Raw genomic sequence first — 25,205 nt, 5'->3', positions numbered from 1 at the left:
TGCCGATCGATTTCAGCCCCGATCTTCGACAAGGCCCTCTTGACCGACGAGGGACCATGGAACGCATGGCTGATCGCTACATCGAAGTCTCCCTGGTCAAGCGGGGTATCACCTGCACCGCCAAGCTCCTCGACGACCGCGCACCGATCACCTGCGCGGCCGTCTGGGACGCCCTTCCCCTGGCCGGCGACGTCTACCACGCCAAATACGCACGCAACGAGATCTACGCCCTGTTCCCCCCTTTCGCGACATCCGAGCCACCCCTGGAAAACCCGACAGTCACCCCCATCCCCGGCGATCTCTGCTATTTCTCCTTCGCCGGAGCGGAACTGGGCACCAAGTCCTACGGCTACGACCGCGAGGTGCGCCCGGGCACGACGGTCGTCGACCTGGCCCTCTTCTACGAACGCAACAACCTGCTGCTCAACGGTGATGTGGGCTGGGTGCCGGGCATCGTCTGGGGCCAGATCGTCGAAGGCCTGCCGGAACTGGCGGACGCCTGCAACGACCTGTGGCGAACCGGGGCGGCGGGCGAGACGCTCAGCTTCCGGAGGGCGTGACGCCTGCCTCGTACAGCGAGTGGGCCGCCCGCAGGACCAGGTCGTCCCGGTGCCGGGCCGCCACCAGTTGGAGGCCCACCGGGAGGCCGTCCGCGTCCGTGCCCACCGGTACGGAGGCCGCCGGCTGCTGGGTCATGTTGAAGGGGTACGTGAACGGCGTCCAACCCGTCCAGCGGCGGTGGCCCGACCCCTTCGGGACCTCGGCGCCCGCCTCGAAGGCCGTGATCGGCAGGGTGGGGGTGACCAGAAGGTCGTAGGAGTCGTGGAAGCGGCCCATGCGGCGGCCGAGTTCCATGCGGACGTCGACCGCGGCCAGGTAGTCGAGGGCGGTGAGGCGGGCGCCCTGGGCGCAGATCTCCCGGAGGCCGGGGTCGAGCAACTCCCGTTGCTCGGGGCCGAGATGCTGGGTGACGCGCGCCGCGCCGCTGAACCACAGGGTGTGGAAGGCGTCCACCGGGTCGGTGAAGTCGGGGTCGGCCTCCGTGACGTACGCGCCCAGTTCCGCGAGGCGCTCCACCGCCCGCCGGACCGCTGCCGCGACCGCCGGCTGGACGGCGACCTGGCCACCGAGGGAGGGGGAGTAGGCGACGCGCAGGCCCCGTACCCCGCCAGCCATGCCTGCCGCGAAGGAGGCGGGCGGCGGTGAGAGGGCCGACCAGTCACGGGAGTCCGGAGTGCCGATGACGTCGAGGAGCAGGGCCGCGTCGGCCGCGTCGCGGGTCATCGGACCCACGTGGGCGAGGGTGCCGAAGGCGCTCGCGGGGTAGAGGGGGACGCGGCCGTAGGTGGGCTTCAGGGCGAAGACCCCGCAGAAGGCCGCCGGGATACGGACGCTGCCGCCGCCGTCCGTGCCCAGGGCCAGCGGTCCCGCCCCCAGTGCCACGGCCGCCGCCGCGCCGCCGCTTGAGCCGCCCGCGGTGCGGGTGGGGTCGTGCGGGTTGCGGGTCACACCGTTGAGGGGCGAGTCCGTCACGCCCTTCCAGCCGAACTCCGGGGTCGTGGTCTTGCCGAGGAAGACCGCGCCGTGTTCGCGCAGGCGGGCGACGGACGGTGCGTCCTCGTCCCAACTTCCCTGCTCGGAGATGGTCCTGGAACCCTTGAGGGTCGGCGCCCCGCGCAGCAGCAGGATGTCCTTCACCGTGACCGGAACACCGTCCAGCAGACCGGCCGGCTCGCCGCGCCGCCAACGGTCGGCCGACGCCCGCGCCTGTGCGAGGGCCTCGTCCGCGGTGAGCCGTACGAACGCGTTCACCTCCGGCTGGATCCGCTCGGCCCGTGCCAGGGTCGCGCGGGTCACCTCGACGGGGCTGAACTCGCCCTTGCGGTAACCGTCGAGGAGTTGTACAGCGCTCAGCCCGGTGAGGTCGAGGTCCTGCTCCGTCATGCGCTCTCCAGCCGTGGGGGTTCAGCGTCCTGGGACGTAGCCGCGCTTTTTGTCGACCACGTTCGTCAGTGGTCTGCCCGCCTCCCAGCGCTCGTACAACTCGATGAACTGCGTGCCCAGTTCGTCCCGCCAGCCGATCGTGTCGCCGCTCATGTGCGGGGACACGATCAAATTCGGGACCTGCCACAACGGGCTGTCCGGGGTGAGGGGTTCGTGCTCGAAGACGTCCAGGGCCGCGCCCGCGATCCACCGCTTGGACAGCGCCTCGGCGAGCGCGTCCTCGACGACCAACTGTCCCCGCCCGACGTTGACGAACCGCGCGGAGGGCTGCATCACGCCGAAGCGGCGGGCGTCGAACATGCCGTACGTCTGCTCCGTGAGCGGCGCCGCGGCGATCACCCAGTCGGCGCGGGCCATCAGCCGGTCGAGGTCCTCGGGGCCGTGGATGCCGGTACGCGGAGTGCGCCCGACCAGCGCCGCGGTGATACCGAGCGCCTTGAGGGTGGCGACGATCGCCCGCCCGATGGGCCCCGACCCGACGACACACGCGCGCGTGCCGGCGACCCGCTGCGACTCGCGGTGCCGCCAGGTCCGCTGCTGCTGCAGCTCCCAGGTCCGGGGCAGGTCCTTGGCCATCGCCAGGACCAGCGCGGCGACGTACTCGGCGATCGGCTGGTCGAAGACGCCCCGGGCGTTCGTCACCACGGTGTCGGACGTCGCCAGTTCGGGACACATCAGATGGTCCACGCCCGCGCTCGCCGTGTGCACCCACCGCGGCCGCGGCCCTTCGCCCGGCCAGGCCGAACGCACCGCGTGCGAGGCGAAGTCCCAGACCAGCAGCACATCGGCGGACGGCAGCCGTTCGGCCAGCGTCGACGCGTCCGCGTGCTCGATCCGGGCCCGGCCGGTCAGCCTGCCGAGGCGGGGGAGCGGGTCGGCGTCGAGGACGAGGAGGGTGGGAGGGGTACCGGACGTGGAGGCGGTCATTCTGGAGCCATTTCTGGAGCCGTTTCAGGAGCCGTTTCCGGGGCCGATGCGTGAGCCGGTTTCCTGACCGGTTTCCTGAGCCGATTCTCGGAGGGCGGCAGCCGTCCGACATGGGCGGACACGAGCAGTTGACCAAGGCGTGACCTGGGCGTCACGAGGGCGGATTGACCACGCTCGCACCCGAACCTACCTTCGTCAACACGGGCATGTGCACGGTCCGTTCCCATCCCGCTTCCCACAGTGAGGCCGGTGTCTGCCATGGACGTTACCTTTCTAGGTGGTCCCCGCCCGCAGCGCGGCGTCGGTGTCGTCGCCCCCTTCGACTTCGCCCTCGACCGCGAACTGTGGCGCTGGGTGCCCGACGAGGTGTCCCTCCATCTGACCCGCACGCCCTACGTCCCCGTCGAGGTCAGCCTCGACCTGGCCCGGCTGGTCAGCGAGCACGAGACCCTGCACGACGCGGTACGCACCCTCACCGCCATCGCCCCCGAGGTCGTCGCCTACGCCTGCACCTCCGGCAGCTTCGTCGGCGGGATCGCCGGGGAACGCGCGATGTGCGGCGCGATGACCCACGCGGGCGCGCTGCCCTCGGTGACCACGTCCGGCGCGCTGCTGGAGGCGCTGGCGGAGCTGGACGTACGGCGGGTGGCGCTGGTGACGCCCTACACGGTGTCCGTCACCCGGGCCCTGGAGGCGTACGTGGCGGAGGCGGGCGTCGCCGTCACCGGATGCGCGTACATGGGGCTGACCAGGCACATCTGGAAGGTGCCGTACCGGGACGTGGCCGAGATGGCGCGCCGGGCGGTGGACGGCGGCGCCGAGGCGCTGTTCATCAGCTGCACCAACCTGCCGACGTACGACGTGATCCCCCAACTGGAGGCGGAACTGCGCATCCCGGTGATCTCGGCCAACCAGGTGACGATGTGGGCGGCCCTGCGCCGACTGGGTACCCGGGCCGTGGGGCCGTACCAGGCGCTGATCGATCCGGCGGCGCGACGGACCGGTCCCGTACTGCCCGACGTGCCGACACTGCCGGAAGTCGTGTCGACACTGCCGGAAGCGCAGGCACTGCCGGACCTACCGGGACTGCCGGACGAAGAACAGCAGCAGGAAGGGTGGACATGACAGCACTGGGGTTCCTCTATCCGGGCCACTCCGCCGAGGACGACTACCCACGCATCGAGCAACTGCTCGGGAGCGACATCCGGCTGGACCTGGTGCACACCGACATAGGCGAGGACGCCCACCGGGTCGACGCCCTCCTCGAGATGGGCTCGGCGGGGCGGCTCGCGGCCGGCGTCGAGGAACTGCGCATGTCGGGCGCCGAGTCGGTGGTCTGGGCGTGCACCAGCGGCAGCTTCGTGTACGGCTGGGAGGGCGCCCACGACCAGGTCCGCGCCCTTGCCCGTACGGCGGGCATGCCGGCCTCCTCGACGTCCTTCGCCTTCGTGCACGCGGCGAAGGAGATCGGGGCGAAGCGGGTCGCGGTGGGCGCGACCTACCCGGACGACGTGGCCGGACTGTTCGCGGAGTTCCTGCGGGCGGCGGGCATCGAGGTGGTCGGGGTCCGCGGGTCCGGGATCATCACGGCGGCGGAGGTCGGGACGTGGGAGGAGGCGGAGGTCTTCGCGCTGGCCCGCGCGGTGGACGACGTGTCGGCGGACGCGGTACTGCTCCCCGACACGGCACTGCACACGGCTGCCCACATCCCGTCCCTGGAGAAGGAACTCGGCAAGCCGGTGCTGACCGCCAACCAGGTCACGGTGTGGGAGGCGCTGCGGCTGACGGACCGGCGAGTGAACGCGCCGGCGCTCGGTGCGCTGTTCACGCGTGAGCCGATCATCCAGGCCTGACTGTCCCCGCCAGGTACCAGGGGGCTCCGCCCCCTGGACCCCCGGTCCTTTGCCCACCCACCACCCGACTCGGTCGGACAAAAGGCGGCCCTCGCCCCGGTGGCGCAACTCCACCTCTCGACCCACCGAGTCGGGTGGTGGGTGGGCAAAGGTTCCGAGGGCCCGCACCCACGCCGGGCAACCAGGGAATAACCGGGGACTGCCTCCTGTTAACCCCCGGAGGACAGCGCACGGCCCAAACCAGGAGGCACCCACCGTGACCGCAACGGCAGACGAGACCCGGGGAACACCGCACGGCACCGCCCCCACCCCCCTCTCCGTACTGGACCTGGTCACCGTCGGCGCCGGCCGCACCGCCACCGACGCCCTCCGCACGAGCGTCGCCATCGCCCGCCTCGCGGAGTCCCGCGGCTACCACCGCTACTGGGTGGCCGAGCACCACTCCATGCCGGGCGTCGCGTCGAGCTCTCCGGCCGTGATCCTCGCCCACCTCGCCGCCCACACCACCCGCATCCGCCTCGGCTCGGGCGGCGTGATGCTCCCGAACCACGCCCCGCTGGTGATCGCGGAACAGTTCGGCACCCTCGAAGCGATGGCCCCCGGCCGCGTGGACCTCGGCCTCGGCCGAGCCCCCGGCACCGACGGCGCCACCGCCGCCGCCCTCCGCCGCACCGACAGCCTGAATGAAGGCGCCGACGACTTCCCCCAGCAGCTCGCCGAGCTCGTCCGCTTCCTGGACGACGACTTCCCGGACGGCCATCCCTACCGCCGTATCCACGCGGTACCCGGCCCGATCCAGGCGACCTCCCCCGGCGGCGTCCAGTCCCCACACCGCCCGCCGGTCTGGCTGCTCGGCTCCTCCGGCTTCAGCGCCCGCCTGGCCGGGTCCCTCGGCCTGCCCTTCGCCTTCGCGCACCACTTCTCGGCGCAGAACACCATCCCGGCCCTCGACCTGTACCGGGAGTCGTTCCGGCCGTCCGCGACCCTCGACGAGCCGTACGCCCTCATAGGCGTCTCCGCCCTCGCCACCAAGGACGAGAAGGAGGCCCGCCGCCAGGTGAAGGCCGCCGCGCTCAGCATGATCCGGCTGCGTACCGGCCGCCCCGGGCTGGTCCCCACCCCGGAGGAGGCCGAGGCCTACGAGTTCAGCCCGATGGAGCGCGACTTCGCCGACTCCTGGAACGCCAACGTCATCCACGGCACCCCCGACGAGGTCCGCTCCGGCCTCGACGACCTCCACAAGCGCACCGGCGCCGACGAGCTGATGATCACGGGCAACGCCCACGGCGGGGACGTACGCCTGCGCTCGTACGAGCTCATCGCGAACGCCTACGGACTGCCCACCACCTGAGCCCCGCGGCGCCCGTCACACCCGTACGTCCAACAATCCGGAGATACGATCCGGCGGCACCGGCCGCGAGTACAGCCACCCCTGGCCGGTGTCGCAGCCGATCCGCCGCAGCCGGGACGCCTGCGCCGAGGTCTCCACGCACTCCGCGGTGACGGTCAGGCCGAGCCGGTGGGCGAGCTGGATCATCGCCTCCACGACGACCTCGTCGGCCGGGTTGGGCGGGACGCCCTCGCCCTCGTACTGGAAGCCCCGTACGAACGACCCGTCCAGCTTCAGCACCGACACCGGCAGCCGGCTCAGATACGCCAGGTTCGAGTAGCCGGTCCCGAAGTCGTCGATCGCGATGCCCACACCCATGTCGCTGAGCGCCTGGAGGGCCTGCAGCGGGCGTCCCGCCGAGCCCATCACCGCCGACTCCGTCAGCTCCAGCTGCAGCAGACGCGGCTCCAGCCCCGTCTCCGCCAGGATCCGGGCCACGTCCGCGACCAGATCCGAGTCCCAGACCTGACGCACCGCCACGTTCACGCTGACGAAGATCGGCGGCTCGTCGGGGTGGTCCAGCTGCCACCGCCGAGCCTGGCGGCAGGCCGTGGCCAGGACCCAGCGGCCGAGCTGCACGATCGAGCCGTCCTCCTCGGCCAGTCCGATGAACCGATTCGGCGTCAGCATCCCGAACTGCGGGTGCTTCCAGCGGACCAGGGCCTCCACGCCCCGCAGCCGGCCGTTCTCCATGCTCACCAGCGGCTGGTACTCCAGCACGAACTCGTCGCGCTCGATGGCCGGGCGGAGCGTGGAGGCGAGGGCCTGGCGGGTCATGCGGTGGGCGTTGCGCTCCGGGTCGAAGAGGGTCCAGCGGGCCTTGCCGTCGGCCTTCGCCCAGTACAGCGTCGTGTCGGCGGCCTGCATCAGACCGGTCGCGCTGGTGCCCGCCGCCTGTCGCTCCACCACACCGATCGAGGCCGACACCGACATCCGCTGACCGGACAGGTCGAAGGGGGCCTGGACCGCCTCCAGGACGGCCTCGGCGAGATCGGCGAGCTGCTCGGTGCCGGTGGAGTCCTCGACGAGCAGGGCGAACTCGTCACCGCCGAGCCGGGCGACCAGCGGGGCGGTCGCCCGGCCGTAGCCCGCCTCGTCCGCGCAGCGGGTGAGGCGTTCGGCGACGGCGGCCAGCAGCCGGTCGCCGACGCGGTGGCCGAGGGTGTCGTTGACGGCCTTGAACCCGTCCAGATCCAGGTAGCACAGCCCGATCCGGCCGGTGCCGCTCTGCTCGTACGACTCCGCCTCCAGCGCGGCCGAAAGGCGCTCGAAGAACAGGGTGCGGTTGGGCAGCCGGGTCACCGGGTCGTGCATCTGCAAGTGCCGCAGCCGCGCCTGGAGTTCACGGCGGGCGCTGATGTCGGCGACCGACAGCAGGACCCCGGGTTCGTCCCCGCCCAGGGGAGCGACGGTGACCTGCACCCACAGGGAGTGCCCGTCGGGGTGCTTGAGGCGGCGCGTGCAGCGCAGCTTCGCCTGGCGGCCGCGCAGCACCTCGCGGTACGCGTGCCAGGTGCGGGCGTCCGAGCCCAGGTCCACGAGGTCGGCGGCGACGCGGCCGGTCAGTGACTCGGAGCCGGTGCCGAGCAGGGTGACGAGCATGTCGTTGGCCCCGACGACCAGTCCCTCCCGGTCGACGACGGCCATCGCGAGCGGCGCGGCGGTGAACACCGAACGGTAGGACGGAGCTTCGGTGGCGGGAGACGGAGCTCCGGTATCGGGAGGCGGGGGCGCGGTATCGGGAGACGGAGCCCGGGTATCGGGAGGCGGGGGCGCGGTATCGAGTGACGGTGTCGCTGTGCCGAGCGACAGGGACTCGGTGTCGAGCGACAGTGACGCCGTGCCGAGCGACAGGGGCGCGATGCCGGAAGACGGGGTCTCGCAACCGGGAGACGTGCGGACATTACTCTCTGTTACGGCTGACCCGTCGAGGTCTGCCGCGGCCGTCGGCCCTTCGGACGTTCCGCTCACCGCTTGCTCCCGCAGTGCACTCGATCGCTGTCCGCCAGGAAAGTGTGCCGATCATAGAGGCTGGCCCCGGGCCCTTCCAGCCACAGTCCAGTGTCCCGGAACGACAGGCCTTTCTGACAGATCGTTTCTGCGCGCGTCTGGAAGGGTCCTTCAGGCGCCTGACCAGTTGTGACGTTCCGTGAGCGATTCGGTGGTGTCGATCCTGACGGTTCTTCGCCCTTCTCACCCGTCCGGTGCAGACAAACGGGGCGTAGTACGACAAACGCCAGCAGTCTGGGTGTGGTGTCCCGTGAACCGCACCCGGAGGTCCCTGTGCCGCGTCCGTTCCCGCGCCCCCGACTGCGCAGCACCGCGGCCTTGTTCACCACGTTGTCGGCGCTCGCCGCCACCTCCCTCGTGACCGGGCCCTCGGTCGCCGAACCGTTCGCGACGTCGCCGTGCACCCTGCAGCGCACCGAGGCGCACCACTCGGAGGGGCTGGACACCTGGAACGCCGCCTATCCGCGCCCGGCCCGTGTGCTGGACGCGGTGACGGTCTTCCTGTCCTTCCCGGACTCGGTCCCGCTGACCAGCCCCGCCGAACTGACCGCCGACCACTTCCCGGCCACCAGCCGCTTCTTCGAGCGCGCCTCCTACGGCCGGTTCACCCTGCGCCCGCATCCCCTGCGGAACTGGATCCGGATGCCGCGGACCTCCACCTCGTACGCCATACAGCGTGACTGGAAGCCCGCCCACCGCGCCGCCTATCTGCGCGACGCGCTCGCCGCGGCCGACGGGCAGGTCGACTTCTCGCGCTACGACATCGTCTACTTCGTCGCCGATCCGGACGCGCCCGGCGTGGACTCGGACGCGACGAAGGTCGTCAACCTCGACACCCCGCTGCGGGCGGACGGCACCGACATCCGGCGGGTCGTCACCGTGTTCGAGCAGCATCCGCCGGACCGGCTGGTGCTGGCCCACGAGACCGGGCACGTCTTCGACCTGCCGGACCTCTACCACCGTCCGGTGGACGGCAAGGGCGACTGGGACACGTTCGTCGGCGACTGGGACCTGATGGGCAGCCAGTTCGCGCTGGCTCCGGACCTGTTCGGCTGGCACAAGTGGAAGCTCGGCTGGCTGGAACCCCGGCAGGTGGCGTGCGTACGGGGCGCCGGACCGACCCGGCTGACGCTGGAGCCGCTCGGCGCGGGGCCGGGCGTCCCGGCCGTGGGCGCCGCCGGGGCGCCGGCCTTCGGGCTGGGCAGCGGGACCAAGCTCGCGGTCGTGCGTACCGGGGTCGACAGCGTGCTCGCCTTCGAGGCGCGGGGGCCGGTCGGCAACGACTCGCAGGTCTGCCGGTCGGGCATCCTCGTCTACCGGGTGAGCAGCGGCGCCGCGTCCGGCGGCGGACCGGTGGAGGTGATCGATGCCCACCCGCACAGCGAGGCCTGCTGGGAGGCCTCCGTCTACCCGCCCCTGGCGGACGCTCCGGTCGGCGTCGGCGAGAGTTTCACGGTGCCGGGCGAGGGCGTACGGCTGGAGGTGGAGGGGCGGACGGTCTCGGGGGCGTGGACGGTGAAGATCACGACCGCCTAGCCGGACGGGTACGCGAAAGGCCCCTCGCCTGAGCGAGGGGCCTTTTCGTGTCGTGCGCCGCCAGGGACTCGAACCCCGGACCCGCTGATTAAGAGTCAGCTGCTCTAACCAACTGAGCTAGCGGCGCCTGCTGACGTCGTAGACCTTAGCACCCTGCTCGGCGGGAGGAAAAATCGATATCCGCACGGCCGCGCGGGCCGCCCGGACGGCCGCCCAGAGCAGGATCTCGGGGCCCGGCAGCCAGGGTCGGCGGGTGTCAGGGGCGACCAGCCAGCGGCAGCCGGAAGCGGTGCCGGAGTCCGCCGCGCCCACGGGTGCGGGGACGGTAACCGCGTCGCCGGTGCCGTGGCACAGCAGCGGTGGGATGGCGCCCGTGCGCCCGAACTCCTCCCAGTGCAGCAGCGACGGCAGCCGCTGTGCCGTGCCGGGCGCGGCGAACAGCAGCATCCGGCCCCGGAACGCCGCGACCGGCCCCGAACCCGGGCCCTCGTCCCACAGCCGGTCGAGCATCCGGCGGCCGAAGATCGCGGGCGCGCTGACGACGTCGAAGGCGGTGCCGCAGGGCAGGACGACAGGGGCGTCCGGCCGCTCCTCCCAGAGCGCGAGGGTGCTGCGCGGATACGTTCCCGCCGAGGCGAGCCAGGCGGCTCCGTCCGGGGTGACCCCCGAGACGTCGAAGCGGTCGGTGCCGGTCTCTTCGTGTGGGCTGCTCATGCCACCTACATCTACCGGGCGTGAGCGTACGGTCTCCGAGGGTTGCCGGAAACCGGGACGGCGGGGACGAGGAGGGGGTATCTTGCCCGCCTGGCATATGCGTTCAGTACATGCGGTTCCCATGCCTCACACGGTTCCCACGCCTCACACCGGGTCGGCGTGTCCCGGCCCCTCGGCGCCCCGCAGCAGATCCCGGCCGAACTCGACCATCTTCTTCGCGTAGTCCTCCGTCCACTCGGCCCGGGCGGCGATGTCCGCCGGCGTCAGCCGGTCGAAGCGGCGCGGGTCGGCCAGCTGGGCCGCCGCGATCGCCTGGAACTCCACGGCACGGTCGGTCGCCGCGCGGAACGCGTGCGTCAGCTCCGTCGCACGGGCCAGCAGTGCGCGGGGGTCGTCCATCGACTCCAGATCGAAGAAGCGCTCCGGGTCGTCGGCGACCTGCGCGGGCTCGAAGAGCAGGGGCGCGGGGCGTAGCCGCGGTTCGTTCCGACGCGGCGTGGGCTCCGCCATGTCTTCTCCTTCTCGTACGTACGGATGACCCGTCGGTGAGTGGGCCACCGTCCATTGTCCCGCGTCCGCGCAAGAGGGCCGGTGCCTCCGGCGGCAGCCCTGGTCACTCCAGCGGTGTCAAGGTCTGCGGGCCGCTCGATGTTCCCCGGGTGCCGGTCATGGCCGCCAGGCCACCTTGTGCTCCGCCAGGTGTGCCAGTACCGCGTGGTTCGCCTCCCAGCCGTCCGGGAACTTCACGAGCGTTCCCAGCTGGACCGGTTCCGTCGACGGGTAGTCGTCGAGGAGCTCGGTCACGCCTGCTCGGCACACCACGACGCACGCGTGTCTGTGCCGGGAGGCGAGGACGCACAGGCGGCCCGTCTCCAGGTGGAACGCGGTGGCGTCGGGGCGGCCGGAGAGCGGGTGGAGGACGACCGTGACGTCGTACTCGCGGCCCTGGAGGCGGTTCGCCGTGTCGACGGTCACGTCCGTGACGCCCAGCTCGGCCAGGGCCGCGCGGACCGCCGCCGCCTGGTCCCGGTGGGCCGTGCCGACGGCGATCCGGTCGGCGGTCAGGGGCGTGGGGTCGGGGGAGCGCTCCGAGGTGGCCGCACCTCCCCGGTCGAGCAGACGTCGTACGACCGCCGCCACGGCCCGCACCGCCTCGGGATCCGTGCGCGGGGTGTGCCGTGCCGGCAGCTCCAACAGGCCCCAGCCGGACTCGGCCGCCTCGTCGATCACTCGGTCGGGGCCGGAACCGTCCGCCGGGACGGCGAAGGCGAGCCGTCGGTCGCCGTGGCCCGTGCCGCTGCGGAAGGGCGTGTACGGGTAGAAGGCGTCGGAGACCAGGGGCGCGGCCGACGCCGGGAGCCGCCAGGACACCGGCAGGCGGTGCTGCGGCAGCTGGGGGTTGTGCGCGAGCAGGGTCGTCACGGCGGAGCCCGAGGGGTCGTACGACAGGCCCGCCCACTGCTCGCTGCCGACGATCGCGAACGGGTCCAGCTGGCCCGGGTCGCCCACGAACAGGGCTCGCTCGAACAACCCGGCCACGGCGAGCAGCGCGTCCGAGCGCATCTGGTAGGCCTCGTCGACGATGGCGTGCCGCCACGGTTCGTCGACCTTGACGTGCCCCCACTTGGCGGCCGTGGAGATCACGACCGCCAGGCCGGTGAGGTCGCCCGCCTTCGCCGACTTCCGGACGTTCGGCAGGTCGTCGAGCGCCTTGTCGTACGGGTCGGCGTCGCTGCTGTGCAGCCGCCCCACCGGCAGGTCGGGGTTCTTCTCGGCGAGCCTCAGTACCAGGTCGTCGACCTGGGCGTTGGTCTGTGCCACCACCATCAGGGGGCGACCGGCTTCGGCCAGTTCCAGCGCCGCGCGGACGACCAGCGTGGACTTGCCGGCGCCGGGCGGGGAGTCCACGACGACACCGCGCGCCGAGCCGTGCAGGGTGTCGTGGAGGATCGCCTCGGTGGCGCGGGACGCTTCGGTACCGGGATCGAAGGCGGTCACAGCACATCCTCCTCGGTCACGGGGTCGGGAGCCGGTGCCGTCGCCTCACCGGGTGGTCCGCCGTGCGTCCATGGGGTGTTCTCCGGGTCGGGCAGTTTCGCCCCGCCCCGCTGCTCGTGCTCGAAGAGGGTGAAGCAGACCGGGTCGCCCTTCTCGGGCACGGAACCGGCCTCGGGCTCCTTGCCGCGGCCCATCTTGTCGACGATGCGCAGAACGAGCAGGTCTTCCGCTTCCCGGCCCACGAACTCGGCCGCCTGCGGCTTCCCGCCCAGCGAGCGGTACACCTTCACCCGCTCCCCGAGATGCGGCCGGTCCTCCGTCCGCACGGTCACCAGGGGGCGCGGACTCGGCCGCTTGCCCTCGCTGTACGCCATGACGACGTCCGTGACCTCCCCCGCGAACGCCTCACCGGCCAGCCGCCGTCCGGCCATGACCAGCGGGTCGTCCAGGGCTTCCTGCGCCTCCAGTCGGGCCTGTTCGCGCTCGCGCGCGGCGAGCTTGTTCGCGGCGGTGACCGCGTCGTCGCGGCGCGGCTGCGGGGGTTCGCCGGCCAGTACGCGGTCGCGGTGGCCGGTGAACGACCAGCGGTCGCGGGTCCACCGCTCCTCGACGCGACCGCCCTCGGGCATCGTCCGCAGCAGGTCCAGGCCGTGCCACACCGCGTCCCAGGTCGGACGCGTACGACTCGCCACCAGGTCGCGGAGCTCCCGTTCGGCGGCAGTGAGCGACCCCAGCCGGTCGTCCGCCTCCAGTCCGTCCTCGGCGGCGGCCAGGGCGGTACGGGCGCGGTCGTAGCGCTCGATGGCGGGGGCCAGGAGCTTGTTGTCGAACGCCGGGTCGGTGGCCGGGCCGGCGGGCGGCCACAGCAACTGGCCCCGCGCGTCCCGTCGCAGCTCGGCCCGGAGGGCGGCCTCGGCGCCGGACATCCCCTCCGGCGGGTCGATCCAGGAGAGCAGCGCGCCCAGGTGCTGGTCCTCCAGAGTGGACTGGCCGGTCGCCCAGTGCCGGGCCAGCACGTCGGTCATGGCCAGCAGCAGGGAGGAGCCGGGCACGCGGGCGCGCTCCGCGAAGTGGGTCAGCCAGCGGCCGAGCAACGGCAGCCGGGGCGGCGCGGGGTACGGGGTCTCCGGGTCCTGTTCCGCCGTACGCCGGAAACGCATCGAGCGGCCGAGGAGCCGTACGAACTCGATGCCCGCGCGGCTCGGCACGATCAGCTGCGGGGCGTCCGTGCACAGCTCGACCTCGACCTTGACCCGCTTGCCGGTCTCCGGATCGGCCTCGGTGCGCTCGGCGGCCTCGACGGACCCGGCATACGTGTCGAGGTGGGGCAGGACGACGTCCGCGAGCTCCGTCAGGAACGCGAACCTGAGGTCACGGTCGCGCGGCTGCGGTACGACCAGCAGGTGCGGGGCGTCCCGGTCGGTGCCCACCAGCGCGCCGAGCGGGGCACCGGCCTCACCGGCGGTGGTGAGCGGCACGAAGACGAGGGGGTGCTCGGAAAGACGCCGGTGCCGGACGGTGGCGACGGGCTGGGCGCGGCCCGTGCTGACGGCTTCGAGGCGGGCGAGGGTGGAGATCAGTGACATGCGGCCACTCCCTGACCGAGGGCCTGTGCCCTCAGCTCGGCCGCCCTCCTGAGCGCCGCCACCGCCGGATCGTCCGGATCCCCGGCCTCCCCGCGGGCCGCCGCCAGGACGTCCTCGACCGTCGTCAGACCGCCGAGTTCGGCACGCACCGCGCGGCCGAGCGACGTCACCGCGCCGTCCGCGCGGGAGCGGTCCCGGCAGTGGAAGGCCAGCTCGCACGCGGACAGGCACTCGGGTGCGTACGTCGCAGGGACCGTCTCGACCGCGGTCGTCAGCTCGTCGGCGGGCAGCTCGGGGGAGAAGCAGGTGCCCTCGGGCAGGGCGTCGGCGATGTCCTGGACGCGGGTGAGGCGGGCCAGCTGGCGGGAGGTCACCGCGCGCTGCTTGCGGATGTCCACGGCGGACGCGGTGGCGAGGTTGGAGAAGTCCTTCGGGCAGACCAGCAGGACGCGGTGACGCACGCGCGGGGGTGGGGTCAGGCGGGCGGCCACGTCCTCCAGCGCCAGCACGTACACCGCGGCCTGGCGGGCGGCGGCGCCCACCTTCGCCGGGTCCGCCGAACCGTCCAGCATCGGGAAGGACTTGATCTCCACGACCGTCCAGCTGCCGTCCGGGTGCACGACCACCGCGTCCGGCTCCAGGAAGGCGGGCGAACCCGCGACGTCGAGCGCCAGCATCGGGTGGTCGAGGAGTGTCCAGCCGTCGGTCGCTGTGGCGTCGCGCAGGGCGAGGGCCGTACGCGCCGTGCGGCCCTCGGGGCCGATCGCGGTGAGGTCGGGCACCTCGGCGTCCGACGGCGGCTCGGCCTTGCCGTCCAGCTTCTCGTGCACCAGCCGCAGCAGCTCCGCGCCGCCGTCCGCCTTGACCCGGGCCTCGAACGCATTGCCCCGGGTCAGGGCGAACTGCGACTGGCCGAAGGCGGAGGGCGAGCCCAGCGCGTCCGCCAGCGCCGCCTTGTCCACCCCGGCGCCGTCGAGGATCGCCCGCCGCTTGCAGCCCGGGTTGGCGGCCAGGGCGGCCAGGGCGCGCGCGTCCAGTGCCTTGGCCGGTACCTCGGGACCGCGCAGCTCAGCGAGCCGCTGCCGGAGCCCCGTCTCCCGCGTCCGTGGGAGAGGCACTCGGCTCGGCTCCGCCTGCGAACTGTGACTCGCGCTGCCGTGGAATGTGCTCACCCGCGGAAGTCTGGCATCCGTCACTGACAATTGAGGCAGGTGCGCCGGGAGTGGCCGCCGCGACACCCGCGAACCGGACCCGCATCGGCGCCATGACCCGCTCCGCGTACCGCCTGACGACCGGCGCGAGCAGCAGCCCGGCCCCCATCACCGCGGCCCCCGCGACCGCGTCGAGGAAGTAGTGGTTCGCGGTGCCCATCACCACGATCGTGGTCACCAGCGGATAGACCACACCGGCGACCTTCGCGGTACGCGTCCCGCCGTACTTCCACAGCATCACACCGCACCACAGCGCCCAGCCCACGTGCAGGCTCGGCATGGCCGCGTACTGGTTGGTCATTCCGCCCATGCCCCGCGGGGCGCTCGCCTCGCCGCCCCACCAGCCGTACGAGCTGTACTGGGCCATCGTGTCGACGAAGCCGTGGCCCGACGAGAGGAGCCGGGGCGGGCAGGTCGGCAGCAGGGTGAAGCCGATCAGGCCGATGAAGGTGGACGCCATCAGCCAGGTGCGGGCCAGCCGGTAGTGCACGGCACGGGACCGGAACAGCCAGACCAGGATCGCGGGCGTGACCAGATAGTGCAGCGACGCGTACCAGAAGTCGGCCGGGACCCCGATCCACGCCTCGCTCGTGAAGAGCCGGTTGAGCGGGTGTTCCGCGTTGATGTGCAGGACCTTCTCGACGCGCAGGATCGCCAGACCGTGGTCGACGGCACTCGTGACGTCGCCCCGGGCGAGGAGCCGGCCGGCGGAGTAGCAGGCGTACACCAGCAGGATCAGCGGCAGCTCGGTCCACCAGCGCAACCGGATGGGCGGGGCCGCCTCGATGCCCGGTGTCTCGGTCTGCGGCATCCGATCGCCTCCCCCTTCGTCTCGCGCGCGTCCGGTGGTCTGTCTCCGGTCGTGCCACTTTACGGCGCGTGTGCGCGCCCTCGTGGCACGCCCCCGGCCCTCAAGACGCAGAGATCGCCCGGCGGGTTGCCCCCGAACAGGGTGCGCGATGATGGAGGGGCCCCGCCTCCCATTTCTCCCGGAAGGGTCTCTCCATGGCACCGCGCATCCTGCTGGCCCGGCACGGACAGACGGAGTGGTCGCTGTCCGGCAAGCACACCGGCAGGACCGACGTACCGCTTCTGGAGGAGGGCCGACGCGGGGCCAAACTGCTCGGCGAGCGCCTGCACCGGGCGCCGTGCGACGGCCTGGCCGGGGTGGAGGTGCGCACCAGCCCGCTGGCACGCGCGCGTGAGACGTGCGAACTCGCCGGCTTCGGCGAGCGCGCGAGCACCTGGGACACGCTCATGGAATGGGACTACGGCTCCTACGAGGGCATGACCCCGCAGGAGATCCAGGACATCCGGCCCGGCTGGCTCATCTGGCGCGACGGCGTGCCGGGAGGCGAGTCGCTCGCCGGGGTGACGGCCCGGGCGGACGAGGTGGTGGCGTGGGCGCGTGCGGAGGACCGGGACGTGCTGGTCTTCGCGCACGGGCACATACTCCGGTCCATCGGTGCGAGGTGGCTGGGACTGCCGATCGACTTCGCGGCGCGGATCAGGCTCAACCCGACGTCCTTGTCCGTCCTCGGCTGGGCCTACGGGGAACCGGCGATCGAGAGCTGGAACGATGTGGGGCACCTCACGGCGTAGCGCCGCACACGGTGCTGGTGCCGGCGGGTGGGGTGCCTCCCGCCCGCGCCGGCCGGGTGCCGCGCCTCTGCGGGCCGGGAGCCGCGCCCCGGCGGCACGACGGCCCACGGCTAGTGAGCCGGTTTTGAGTTCTCCCGTCGCCACTTGAGTCGTGTTCTGTTTCCGATCGTGGCTTGGGCGGTGACGGGCCAGGTCGTTTGCGGTCTGCTGTGGGAATGGGCGACAGCAGGCTTGCGCAGAAGCCGCAGATGCAGGCCCTGGAACGGTCCGCACCGGTCCTGCCAATGCTGCCTGGAGTGCCCGAGCGGCGCAGTTTCGACTACGTCCGGCACGGCACCGTCGATCTGTTCGCCGCCCTGAACACCGCGACGGGCAAGGTGATCTCGAAGCTGTCCGCGCAGCACCGGGCCGTGGACTTCCGTGACTTCCTCGATGACATCGACTGCCAGACCGAGCCCGGCCTGGCAGTCCACGTGATCTGCGACAACCTCTCCGCCCACAAGGCACCGGTGGTGCACAAGTGGCTGCTCGCGCACCCCCGCTTCCACCTCCACTTCACCCCCACCTACTCGTCGTGGATCAACCAGGTCGAGCGATGGTTCGCCGAGCTGGAACGACGCTGGCTCGAACGCGGGGTGTTCTGCTCCCTCGACGACCTCAAGGCCGCACTCGAGGACTGGATCAAGGTCTGGAACGACCAGGCCAGGCCCTTCAAATGGACCAAGACCGCCGACCAGATCCTCGACCGGATCTGCCGCTACTGCTCACACATCTCCGGACCGGCTCACTAGGCCGTGCGCGGCAGGCTCGCGTGGCGTTCCAGGAACGTCGACACCCCCGACGCCCGCCGGTGCGGCAGCAGTACTCTCGCCGTGCCCGCGAGCATCGTCTGGATTCTGGACGACTGGACCTCGCCCAGCAGGTCCAGCACCCGCATCCCGGCCGCCGCGGCCTCGTCGGGACATCCCCCGCGCGCGAGGTCGTCGGCCAGTTCCGCCGTGTAGAGGGCGATGTTCCGGGTGAAGTGCGGGTCCTGGAGCTGCGCCGCACGGCGTGCGTGCCGGGCCGCGCGCCGCCAGTCGCCGAGTGTCGACCAGCACTGCGCCTCCAGCCCTTCCAGCTCGGCCTCTCCGTAGAAGCTCATCCACTCGGGGTCGGCGTCCGAGTGGCCTCGCTCGAAGAGGACCTGCGCGCGGGCGAGCGCCTGTTCGCAGCCGGTGCGGTCGGCGAGCCCGGCCCAGCCGCCCGCCTCGCGCAGCGCGAGCAGCGACATCAGGCGGGCGGAACCCAGCGGGCGCCCGACGCGCTGCGCGGCCTGAGCGGCGCGCACCGCCTCGCGCGGCCGGCCCGCGTCACGCGCGAGGAACGCCGTGTTGCAGAAGGCGTGCGCCTCGAGGCCCGGATCCCCGGTCATCCGGGCGGTCGCGAGCGCCTCCGCGTAGTGCGAGCGGGCGTCGTCGAAGCGGCCCGAGTCGTGGGCCAGCCAGCCGACCGAGATGGCCAGTTCACCGGCGCCGGAGTGGAGCCGTTCGGCGGTCGTCTGCCGGGTCGTGTCGGCGTCGAGCAGGGCGTAGGCGGCGCGCAGCGGGGCGGCGGCGCGACGGTAGAGGCCGTCCGCGCCGTGCCGGTCGTCGAGCAGCCGGATCCTGCGGACGGCCTCTTCGAGGGCTCCCGCCTCGCTCGTTCCGACCCGCCGGACGGGCCGTTCCGCGGCCGAGGTGTCGAAGGCGAGTGTGAAGGGGCCCAGCGACGCGACTGCCATCGTGGTGCCCCCGCTGGTCATGAATGCGCGACGCAGCACGTCGCTCTCCTCGTCGTTGTCGTGCGTCTCGTACTGGTCCTGCGTTTCATACGGCTCGTACTCCTCCGCCGTCTCACCGGCGATGTGCACCGGGGTCGTCGCGAGAGACGGGGGCGCGTCCTCGGGTTCGCGCGCCCGGCGTCCGCGTACGGACGAGCGGGACGCGAACCCGAGGTCGGTGAGCGTGCGGCCGGGGAACATGTGCAGGAACACCCGTTCGTACGCGTAGTTGGGACAGCGGATCTCACCCGCCTCGACCCGGCCGACATAGCGTGCGTCGCAGCTGACCCGCTCGCCGATCTCGCGGGCGGCCCGCCGTACCGCCGAGGCGAACTCGGCCGGCGAGCGCTGTCCGCGCAACTGCCGGAACGCGAGGTTCGGCTGCGGTGGTCGGGGGGACGGGGACGGGGTCACCATTGACGACGCCATGGCCGGGTCCTCTCGTGCGAACCGTCGAACCATGCCGGAACCGAAGTGGATTCAGGATGAGTTGTCCGTGTGACACCCCGTTTCCGGCGGGCAAGAACGTACCCGCTGTGTCGGACCCGCCACGCGGTGTTTGGCTACAAACCGGATATCTCATCCGGGATCTGCCATGAACTGCCATCCTTTGCGGCCAACTTCCGCCGTAGCCGTTGACACCTGGGCGCGTTGAACCCTGCGGACCGGGAGCCGCCCGACTCCCGAGCCGTTCGTCGGAAGGGTTCCGTGGTGGAGGCCGGCATGGAGACCAGACACAGCGCCGATCCTTGTGCGTCCCACTCGTTCAGTGCGCCGACCGCGTGTCCGGACGTCGCGTGCGATGTCGTCACCGTGCCGACGCGGCACGGGCTCGAGGCGGTCGACATCCTCAGGCGCGGGGCGGGCGACGAGGCGGTCGGGCCCGTCCTGCACGACGACGACTGCGGCACGCTGGGGTTCGTGGTGCCGCCGGGGACCGCGGCCGGGTGGGACGTGCCGGGCAGTACCTGTACGGAGACGGACGGGCGGGGGCTGCGGCTGAGCCCCGAGCCGCCGGTGGAGGGCTCGGACTGGCTGCTGCCACCGGGGGAGGCGGACCTCGCGACGGATCCCGCGGTGCTGAGAGCCGCGCTGGGAGAGGCGGCCCGGTTGATCGAGGCGGCGGACAACTGCCGGTGACGCCGGCCCGGGCTCGCTGAGCCGAGCGTCCCGCGGCGCCTGATAATGGCGCAATGGGAAAGTCCAGGAACGCCCGTCGGGAAAGCGCCGCCGTCGTCGAGGCCGTCGACGGTGGGCTCGCCGAGCTCATACCCGATCGGGACCGGGCGCGGGCCTGGACGCTGCTCGTCGACGGGGCGCCGCAGTCGCACGTCGATCTCGACGATCCCGCGTACCTGTCCTTCGAGTACCAGCGGCGGCTCGGGCACGTCATCGACCTGGCCGCCCCGCCCGGCAAGCCCGTGCATGCCGTGCACCTCGGCGGCGGCGCGTTCACCCTCGCCCGCTACGTCGCCGCCACCCGCCCCCGCTCCACCCAGCAGGTCGTCGAGCGCGACGCGGCCCTGGTCCAACTGGTCCGCCGGGAACTCCCGTTGGACTCGGGGGCCCGGATCCGGGTGCGTTCCCTCGACGCCCGCGAAGGACTCGCCAAGGTGCCCGACGGCTGGGCCGACCTCGTCATCGCCGACGTGTTCAGCGGGGCCCGCACCCCGGCCCACCTCACCTCCACCGAGTTCCTCGACGAGGTCCGCCGGGCGCTGAAGCCGGGCGGCTGCTACGCCGCCAACCTCGCCGACGGGCCGCCGCTGACCCACCTGCGCGGCCAGATCGCCACCGCGGCGGCCCGCTTCCCGGAACTCGCCCTGGTCGCCGACCCGACCGTCCTGCGCGGCAAGCGCTTCGGCAACGCGGTCCTCGTGGCAGGGGACCACCCGCTTCCCGTCACCGAACTCACCCGTCGCGCGGCCTCCGACCCGCACCCGGGCCGCGTCGAACACGGCAGGTCGCTGACCGACTTCACGGGCGGGGCCGTACCGGTGACCGACGCGGCCGCCGTGGCCTCTCCGGCGCCGCCCGCGTCGGTGTTCCGGTGAGGTGACTCAGTAGGTCCCGATCTCCACCCGCGGCGGTCCGTCGTGCCAGGTGCAGAACACCGACACCCGGTCCGTGCCCGAGGAGAACTCCACCCGGATCCACGACTCCGTCTTCCACACCTGCATCGACCAGCCGGTGCCGGGAGTCGCCGACACCAGCGTCGCGGAGGTCCTGCCGAGGTCGAACACCGCCCGGCCGCCGTCGGTGTCGTAGCTCTTGACCTGCCCGGACGCGGTGGGGGACGGGCTGGGGTTGTTCGTCGGCGTCCTTGAGGGGGTCCGCGCGGGGGTCGGGGACGGCTTGCGGGAGGGGGTCTCCGACCGGGTCGGTGTCGGCCGGTCCGTCGACGACGCCAGGGGTTTCGACTCCTGCGTGGTCGCGTCGGCCGCCGTGACGGGCAGGGCGCGCGGCGGGTCGTACGCCGTGCCCGCCATCACCGTGTGGACGCCCCACCACGACAGCGTGGCCGCCGCGCCCGTGGCGAGCGTCCAAGCCAGTACGTGCATGAGTCCTCTGCGCATCGCGGGCCATACTGCCCCACGCGTCCCACCGGTGTCGCCCGCTCCCCGCCCCGTTTTCCACCGGCGAGAAGTTGTCCACAGGCACCGGATGGGCCGGTGCGGCATGGCGTACGGTGCGGCGCATGGCAAGTGTGCTCGTGGTCGAGGACGACCAGTTCGTACGCTCGGCGCTCATCCGGCATCTCACCGACGCCGCCCACACGGTGCGCAGCGTGGGTACCGCACTGGAGGCGCTGCGCGAGGTCGCCCACTTCCGTTTCGACGTGGTGATCCTGGACCTCGGTCTGCCCGATCTGGACGGCTCCGAGGCCCTGAAGATGCTGCGCGGCATCACCGATGTGCCTGTGATCATCGCCACCGCCCGGGACGACGAGACGGAGATCGTCCGGCTGTTGAACGCGGGGGCGGACGACTACCTGACCAAGCCGTTCTCGGTCGAGCACCTGTCGGCACGGATGGCCGCCGTCCTACGGCGATCCCGCAGTGCCGTAGGGGAGGCCCCGCCGGAGAGCGTGCTGCGCGTCGGCGGCCTGACCGTCGACCCCTTGCGCCGGCAGGCCGAGTTGGACGGCGTACGACTGGACCTCACCCGGCGCGAGTTCGACCTGCTCGCCTTCCTGGCCGGACGGCCCGGTGTCGTCGTCCCCCGCAGGGAACTGCTCGCCGAGGTCTGGCAGCAGTCCTACGGCGACGACCAGACCATCGACGTCCACCTGTCGTGGCTGCGGCGCAAGCTGGGCGAGACGGCGGCGAGCCCGCGCTATCTGCACACGCTGCGGGGCGTCGGGGTGAAGCTCGAGCCACCGGGAGCGGAGCCCGTGCGATGAGGTGGGCACTGGTCAAGGTCTCGCTGGCGGTCACCACCATGGTCGTGGTCGCCTTCGCGATCCCCCTCGGTCTCGTCATCAAGGAGATGGCCCGGGACCGCGCCTTCTCCAACGCCGAACGGCAGGCCGCGGCCGTCGCCCCCGCCCTGTCCATCACCACCGACCGTGACCAGCTGGAGCGGGTCGTCGCCTCGGCCGGCTCCGACGCGGACCTGACGGTGCACATACCGGCGTCCGACGGCGCCGCGGCCATGGACCTCGGGCGCCGACGCGCCGCCGACGGGGACATCGCGACCGTGCGCAAGCTCGGCCGCGCCTCCACCAGCGAGGTGTCCGGCGGCTCCGCGCTGCTCCAGCCGGTCGCGCTGAGCTCCGGCGAGATCGCGGTCGTCGAGGTGTACGTCCCGGAGTCCGAGGTCAGCAACGGCGTGGCCACCGCCTGGGCGGTGCTCGCCGGGGTCGGTGCCGCGCTCGTCGTCGGCTCGGTCGCCGTCGCCGACCGGCTGGGCGTGCGGATGGTGCGGCCCGCGCAGCGCCTGGTCGAGGGCGCGCACGAACTGGGGGAGGGGAAGCTGGGTGCGAGGGTGCCGGAGGAGGGGCCGACCGAACTGCGGCTGGCGGCGGTCGCGTTCAACTCCATGGCCGACCAGGTCGTACAGCTCCTGGCGAACGAACGGGAGCTGGCGGCCGACCTGTCCCACCGGCTGCGCACACCGCTGACCGTGCTGCGGCTGAACGCGGCCTCGCTGGGGGACGGGTCGGCCGCCGAGCAGACCCGGGCCGCGGTCGCGCAGCTGGAGAGCGAGGTCGACACGATCATCCGTACCGCCCGGGACGCCAAGCCACAGACCGCGGCGGCCGGACCGGGCGCCGGGTGCGACGCGGCGGAGGTGGTGCGGGAGCGGATGGCGTTCTGGTCGGCGCTCGCGGAGGACGAGGGCCGCAAGTGGCGGGTGGCCGGGGCCGACCGGCCGGTGCGGATACCCGTGGCCCGCGCGGACCTGGTCGCCGCCCTGGACGCCCTGCTGGGCAACGTCTTCCGGCACACCCCGGTGGGCACCGCCTTCGCGGTGGACCTGCACAACGGCGAGGACGCGGTGATCGTGCTGGTGTCCGACGCGGGGCCGGGCATAGCCGACCCCGAGGCGGCGATGGCGCGCGGCCGGGGTTCGGGAAGCGCCGGGTCGACCGGGCTGGGACTCGACATCGTGCGGCGGCTCGCGGAGGAGACGGGCGGGGACGTGCGCCTCGGGGCGTCGGTGCTCGGCGGGACCGAGGTGCGGATCTGGATTCAGCTGGACGGTCGCGAGCGGCCACCGCCGACGCGGGGACACCGAGGCTCCGTACGACGGAGGCGGCCCGGCCGACTGGTTTCCACCTTCAGCAACCGGTCCCGACCCCTTCCTTGAGCGTCCCCTCCCCTCCGTGAACGTTCCCATCCGGGCGGAAGGGCTCGTGTCGATTACGTTTCGACAAAACGGCCCGAAAGCTATTGACGTATGACCTGACATACGGCTGTCATTGCGCAAACGTGTTTGGTCAAGTTGATTTCTGGTCGATTGCGATCGGATCTCGCCCGACCATGACCGACCCTCCCGTCAGGAGCCGTTCATGCCCGACCTCTCTCCCTCCGGTCTCTCCCTCCCCTCTCCCAGCCGCCGCACCCTGCTGCGCGGCGTCGGCGGTGCGGCCCTGCTCGGCGCCGGGATACCCTTGCTGAGCGCCTGCGGCGGCAGCGGCACGTCCTCCGACCCGAAGACGGTCACCCTCGGGTCCAAGGCGTCCGACGCGGTGCCGAAGAAGGCGTTCGCCGACGTCTACGCGGCGTACAAGAAGAAGACCGGCATCACGGTCGACGTGAACACCAAGGACTCGAACACCTTCCAGGAGCAGATCAACTCCTACCTGCAGGGCACGCCGGACGACGTGTTCACCTGGTTCGCCGGCTACCGGATGCAGTTCTTCGCGGCCAAGGGTCTGGCCACCCCGATCGACGACGTGTGGAAGACGATCGCGGGCAACTTCCCCGAGGCGATGCAGAAGCTCAGCAAGGGCGAGGACGGCAAGTACTACTTCGTGCCGCTGTACACGTACCCCTGGGCGCTGTTCTACCGGAAGAGCGTCTTCAAGCAGTACGGCTACGAGGTCCCCACCACGTGGGACGACTTCGTCGCGCTGTGCAAGCAGATGCAGAAGGACAAGCTGGTCCCGATCGCCTTCGGCGACAAGGACGCCTGGCCCGCGCTCGGCACCTTCGACCAGATCAACTTCCGCAAGAACGGCTACGACTTCCACGTCGACCTGATGGCGGGCAAGGCCTCCTGGACCGACGCCAAGGTGAAGTCCGTCTTCGACCTGTGGGCCGAGATCCTCCCGTACCACCAGGACGGCGCCGTCGGCCGCACCTGGCAGGACGCCGCCCAGACCCTGGTGTCGAAGAAGGCCGGCATGTACCTGCTGGGCACCTTCGTGGGCCAGCAGTTCACCAACCCGGCCGACCTCGAGGACCTCGACTTCTTCGCCTTCCCGGAGATCGACCCGGCGTACGGTCAGGACACCGTCGAGGCGCCGACCGACGGCTTCATGATGAGCAAGAGCCCGAAGAACAAGGCCGAGGGCGTCAAGCTCATGGAGTTCCTGGGCACCCCGGAGGCCGAGGAGGCCTACCTCAAGGCCGACCCGAGCGTCGTCGCCGCCTCCACCAAGGCCGACACCTCCGCGTACACCCCCCTTCAGAAGAAGGCGTACGACATGATCGCCGGGGCCAAGAGCCTCACCCAGTTCATGGACCGCGACAGCCGCCCGGACTTCACCTCGACGGTGATGCAGCCCGCGCTGCAGAAGTTCGTCCGTGACCCCAAGGGCGTCGACAGTCTGCTGTCCTCGATCGAGCGCCAGAAGAAGACGATCTTCGCCTCGTCATGACAACCGAAACCACAAAGGACATCCCGGAGGCGGCCGCCGTGCCGCCTGCGGGTGCTGCCCCCGCCAAGAAGAAGGTGCCCCACGGGCACCGCCGCCTGCTCACCCGCCGCGACCGGTTCACCCTGGCGCTGATGGCGGGTTTGCCGACGCTCCTGCACATCGCCCTCGTGTGGGTGACGGCCTTCGCCTCGATCGCGCTGGCCTTCACCACCTGGGACGGCATCGGGTTCGACTCGATCAAGTGG

The 25,205-nt window shown here is 71.9% G+C and carries 23 protein-coding genes, 1 tRNA gene and 1 pseudogene; 13 read left to right on the top strand and 12 right to left on the bottom strand.

Annotation, left to right across the window (positions count from 1 at the left end):
* Positions 1 to 65: 65 nt before the first annotated feature.
* A complete protein-coding gene (locus ACFWWR_RS32075) occupies positions 66 to 560 on the top strand; it encodes a DUF3830 family protein (RefSeq protein ID WP_383859206.1) in 495 nt (164 codons plus the stop codon).
* Here the strand turns inward: ACFWWR_RS32075 and ACFWWR_RS32070 are convergent.
* The gene (locus ACFWWR_RS32070) at positions 541 to 1,944 is read right to left on the bottom strand and encodes an amidase (protein WP_383859204.1); all 1,404 of its coding nucleotides are present in this window, start codon (positions 1,942 to 1,944) and stop codon (positions 541 to 543) included. The two genes, ACFWWR_RS32075 and ACFWWR_RS32070, sit on opposite strands and share 20 nt — an antisense overlap.
* Positions 1,945 to 1,965: 21 nt before the next feature.
* Complete coding sequence (locus tag ACFWWR_RS32065; RefSeq protein WP_384306885.1) at positions 1,966 to 2,931, bottom strand: D-2-hydroxyacid dehydrogenase; 966 nt, start codon at positions 2,929 to 2,931, stop codon at positions 1,966 to 1,968.
* A 258-nt stretch (positions 2,932 to 3,189) separates the two neighbouring features.
* Here ACFWWR_RS32065 and ACFWWR_RS32060 point away from each other — a divergent pair, with 258 nt between their 5' ends.
* The 3 genes from ACFWWR_RS32060 (at position 3,190) to ACFWWR_RS32050 (ending at position 6,135) form a co-directional block, all read left to right on the top strand.
* Positions 3,190 to 4,056 (top strand): aspartate/glutamate racemase family protein, encoded by an 867-nt coding sequence (locus ACFWWR_RS32060; protein WP_383859198.1) that lies wholly within the window; start codon positions 3,190 to 3,192, stop codon positions 4,054 to 4,056.
* Positions 4,053 to 4,784, top strand: coding sequence for an aspartate/glutamate racemase family protein (locus ACFWWR_RS32055; RefSeq protein ID WP_383859195.1), 732 nt, complete (start codon positions 4,053 to 4,055; stop codon positions 4,782 to 4,784). The genes ACFWWR_RS32060 and ACFWWR_RS32055 overlap by 4 nt, the downstream gene beginning before the upstream one ends.
* A gap of 256 nt (positions 4,785 to 5,040) precedes the next feature.
* Positions 5,041 to 6,135, top strand: a complete 1,095-nt coding sequence (locus ACFWWR_RS32050) for an LLM class flavin-dependent oxidoreductase (RefSeq protein WP_384306883.1) — start codon at positions 5,041 to 5,043, stop codon at positions 6,133 to 6,135.
* Positions 6,136 to 6,150: 15 nt separating this feature from the next.
* Here ACFWWR_RS32050 and ACFWWR_RS32045 read toward each other — a convergent pair whose 3' ends face one another.
* Positions 6,151 to 8,145 (bottom strand): putative bifunctional diguanylate cyclase/phosphodiesterase, encoded by a 1,995-nt coding sequence (locus tag ACFWWR_RS32045; RefSeq protein WP_384306880.1) that lies wholly within the window; start codon positions 8,143 to 8,145, stop codon positions 6,151 to 6,153.
* Positions 8,146 to 8,457: 312 nt separating this feature from the next.
* Between ACFWWR_RS32045 and ACFWWR_RS32040 the strand changes: the two genes are divergently transcribed.
* On the top strand, positions 8,458 to 9,720 hold the full coding sequence (locus tag ACFWWR_RS32040; protein ID WP_383859186.1) for a M6 family metalloprotease domain-containing protein: 1,263 nt from the start codon (positions 8,458 to 8,460) through the stop codon (positions 9,718 to 9,720).
* A 53-nt stretch (positions 9,721 to 9,773) separates the two neighbouring features.
* Here the strand turns inward: ACFWWR_RS32040 and ACFWWR_RS32035 are convergent.
* The 7 genes from ACFWWR_RS32035 to ACFWWR_RS32005 form a co-directional block, all read right to left on the bottom strand.
* Positions 9,774 to 9,847: transfer RNA gene (locus ACFWWR_RS32035), tRNA-Lys, on the bottom strand.
* Entirely contained in the window at positions 9,838 to 10,434 is a 597-nt protein-coding gene (locus ACFWWR_RS32030; protein ID WP_383859183.1) for a bifunctional DNA primase/polymerase, read from the bottom strand. Before ACFWWR_RS32030 ends, ACFWWR_RS32035 begins: the two co-directional genes overlap by 10 nt.
* 144 nt (positions 10,435 to 10,578) lie before the next feature.
* On the bottom strand, positions 10,579 to 10,944 hold the full coding sequence (locus ACFWWR_RS32025; RefSeq protein ID WP_383859181.1) for a hypothetical protein: 366 nt from the start codon (positions 10,942 to 10,944) through the stop codon (positions 10,579 to 10,581).
* A 156-nt stretch (positions 10,945 to 11,100) separates the two neighbouring features.
* Positions 11,101 to 12,432, bottom strand: a complete 1,332-nt coding sequence (locus tag ACFWWR_RS32020; RefSeq protein WP_383859178.1) for an AAA domain-containing protein — start codon at positions 12,430 to 12,432, stop codon at positions 11,101 to 11,103.
* The gene (locus ACFWWR_RS32015; protein WP_384306877.1) at positions 12,429 to 14,018 is read right to left on the bottom strand and encodes a hypothetical protein; all 1,590 of its coding nucleotides are present in this window, start codon (positions 14,016 to 14,018) and stop codon (positions 12,429 to 12,431) included. The genes ACFWWR_RS32020 and ACFWWR_RS32015 overlap by 4 nt, the downstream gene beginning before the upstream one ends.
* Positions 14,009 to 15,136, bottom strand: coding sequence for a hypothetical protein (locus tag ACFWWR_RS32010; protein WP_384306874.1), 1,128 nt, complete (start codon positions 15,134 to 15,136; stop codon positions 14,009 to 14,011). Before ACFWWR_RS32010 ends, ACFWWR_RS32015 begins: the two co-directional genes overlap by 10 nt.
* Complete coding sequence (locus ACFWWR_RS32005; protein WP_383859170.1) at positions 15,087 to 16,040, bottom strand: phosphatase PAP2 family protein; 954 nt, start codon at positions 16,038 to 16,040, stop codon at positions 15,087 to 15,089. The genes ACFWWR_RS32010 and ACFWWR_RS32005 overlap by 50 nt, the downstream gene beginning before the upstream one ends.
* A 194-nt stretch (positions 16,041 to 16,234) precedes the next feature.
* On the opposite strand from ACFWWR_RS32005, the gene ACFWWR_RS32000 reads away from it, so the two are divergent.
* Together ACFWWR_RS32000 and ACFWWR_RS31995 are read left to right on the top strand one after the other, a co-directional pair.
* Positions 16,235 to 16,831, top strand: a complete 597-nt coding sequence (locus ACFWWR_RS32000) for a histidine phosphatase family protein (protein ID WP_383859166.1) — start codon at positions 16,235 to 16,237, stop codon at positions 16,829 to 16,831.
* Between the two features lie 215 nt (positions 16,832 to 17,046).
* The gene (locus tag ACFWWR_RS31995; RefSeq protein WP_384306871.1) at positions 17,047 to 17,622 is read left to right on the top strand and encodes an IS630 family transposase; all 576 of its coding nucleotides are present in this window, start codon (positions 17,047 to 17,049) and stop codon (positions 17,620 to 17,622) included.
* On the opposite strand, the gene ACFWWR_RS31990 is transcribed toward ACFWWR_RS31995, so the two are convergent.
* Entirely contained in the window at positions 17,619 to 19,061 is a 1,443-nt protein-coding gene (locus tag ACFWWR_RS31990; protein WP_384306869.1) for a hypothetical protein, read from the bottom strand. The genes ACFWWR_RS31995 and ACFWWR_RS31990 overlap by 4 nt on opposite strands.
* A 279-nt stretch (positions 19,062 to 19,340) precedes the next feature.
* Between ACFWWR_RS31990 and ACFWWR_RS31985 the strand changes: the two genes are divergently transcribed.
* Together ACFWWR_RS31985 and ACFWWR_RS31980 are read left to right on the top strand one after the other, a co-directional pair.
* Positions 19,341 to 19,772, top strand: coding sequence for a hypothetical protein (locus ACFWWR_RS31985; RefSeq protein WP_383859158.1), 432 nt, complete (start codon positions 19,341 to 19,343; stop codon positions 19,770 to 19,772).
* A 53-nt stretch (positions 19,773 to 19,825) separates the two neighbouring features.
* Positions 19,826 to 20,686 (top strand): spermidine synthase, encoded by an 861-nt coding sequence (locus ACFWWR_RS31980; RefSeq protein ID WP_384306866.1) that lies wholly within the window; start codon positions 19,826 to 19,828, stop codon positions 20,684 to 20,686.
* A 6-nt stretch (positions 20,687 to 20,692) separates the two neighbouring features.
* Here ACFWWR_RS31980 and ACFWWR_RS31975 read toward each other — a convergent pair whose 3' ends face one another.
* Complete coding sequence (locus ACFWWR_RS31975) at positions 20,693 to 21,208, bottom strand: hypothetical protein (protein WP_383859152.1); 516 nt, start codon at positions 21,206 to 21,208, stop codon at positions 20,693 to 20,695.
* 122 nt (positions 21,209 to 21,330) lie between these two features.
* Here ACFWWR_RS31975 and ACFWWR_RS31970 point away from each other — a divergent pair, with 122 nt between their 5' ends.
* The 4 genes and pseudogenes from ACFWWR_RS31970 to ACFWWR_RS31955 form a co-directional block, all read left to right on the top strand.
* Positions 21,331 to 22,035 carry a response regulator transcription factor gene (locus ACFWWR_RS31970; protein ID WP_383859149.1) on the top strand — a complete coding sequence of 235 codons (705 nt, stop codon included), beginning with the start codon at positions 21,331 to 21,333 and terminating at the stop codon, positions 22,033 to 22,035.
* Positions 22,032 to 23,444 (top strand): sensor histidine kinase, encoded by a 1,413-nt coding sequence (locus ACFWWR_RS31965; RefSeq protein ID WP_383859146.1) that lies wholly within the window; start codon positions 22,032 to 22,034, stop codon positions 23,442 to 23,444. The genes ACFWWR_RS31970 and ACFWWR_RS31965 overlap by 4 nt, the downstream gene beginning before the upstream one ends.
* A gap of 202 nt (positions 23,445 to 23,646) precedes the next feature.
* Positions 23,647 to 24,960, top strand: a complete 1,314-nt coding sequence (locus ACFWWR_RS31960; RefSeq protein ID WP_383859144.1) for an ABC transporter substrate-binding protein — start codon at positions 23,647 to 23,649, stop codon at positions 24,958 to 24,960.
* Positions 24,957 to 25,205 (top strand): annotated as a pseudogene (locus ACFWWR_RS31955) (sugar ABC transporter permease); the annotation flags it as partial. The gene ACFWWR_RS31960 and the pseudogene ACFWWR_RS31955, both read left to right, overlap by 4 nt.

The sequence above is a fragment of the Streptomyces sp. NPDC058678 genome, assembly GCF_042714835.1.
GTDB lineage: Bacteria > Actinomycetota > Actinomycetes > Streptomycetales > Streptomycetaceae > Streptomyces.
This window is presented reverse-complemented; position numbering and strand designations above follow the sequence as displayed.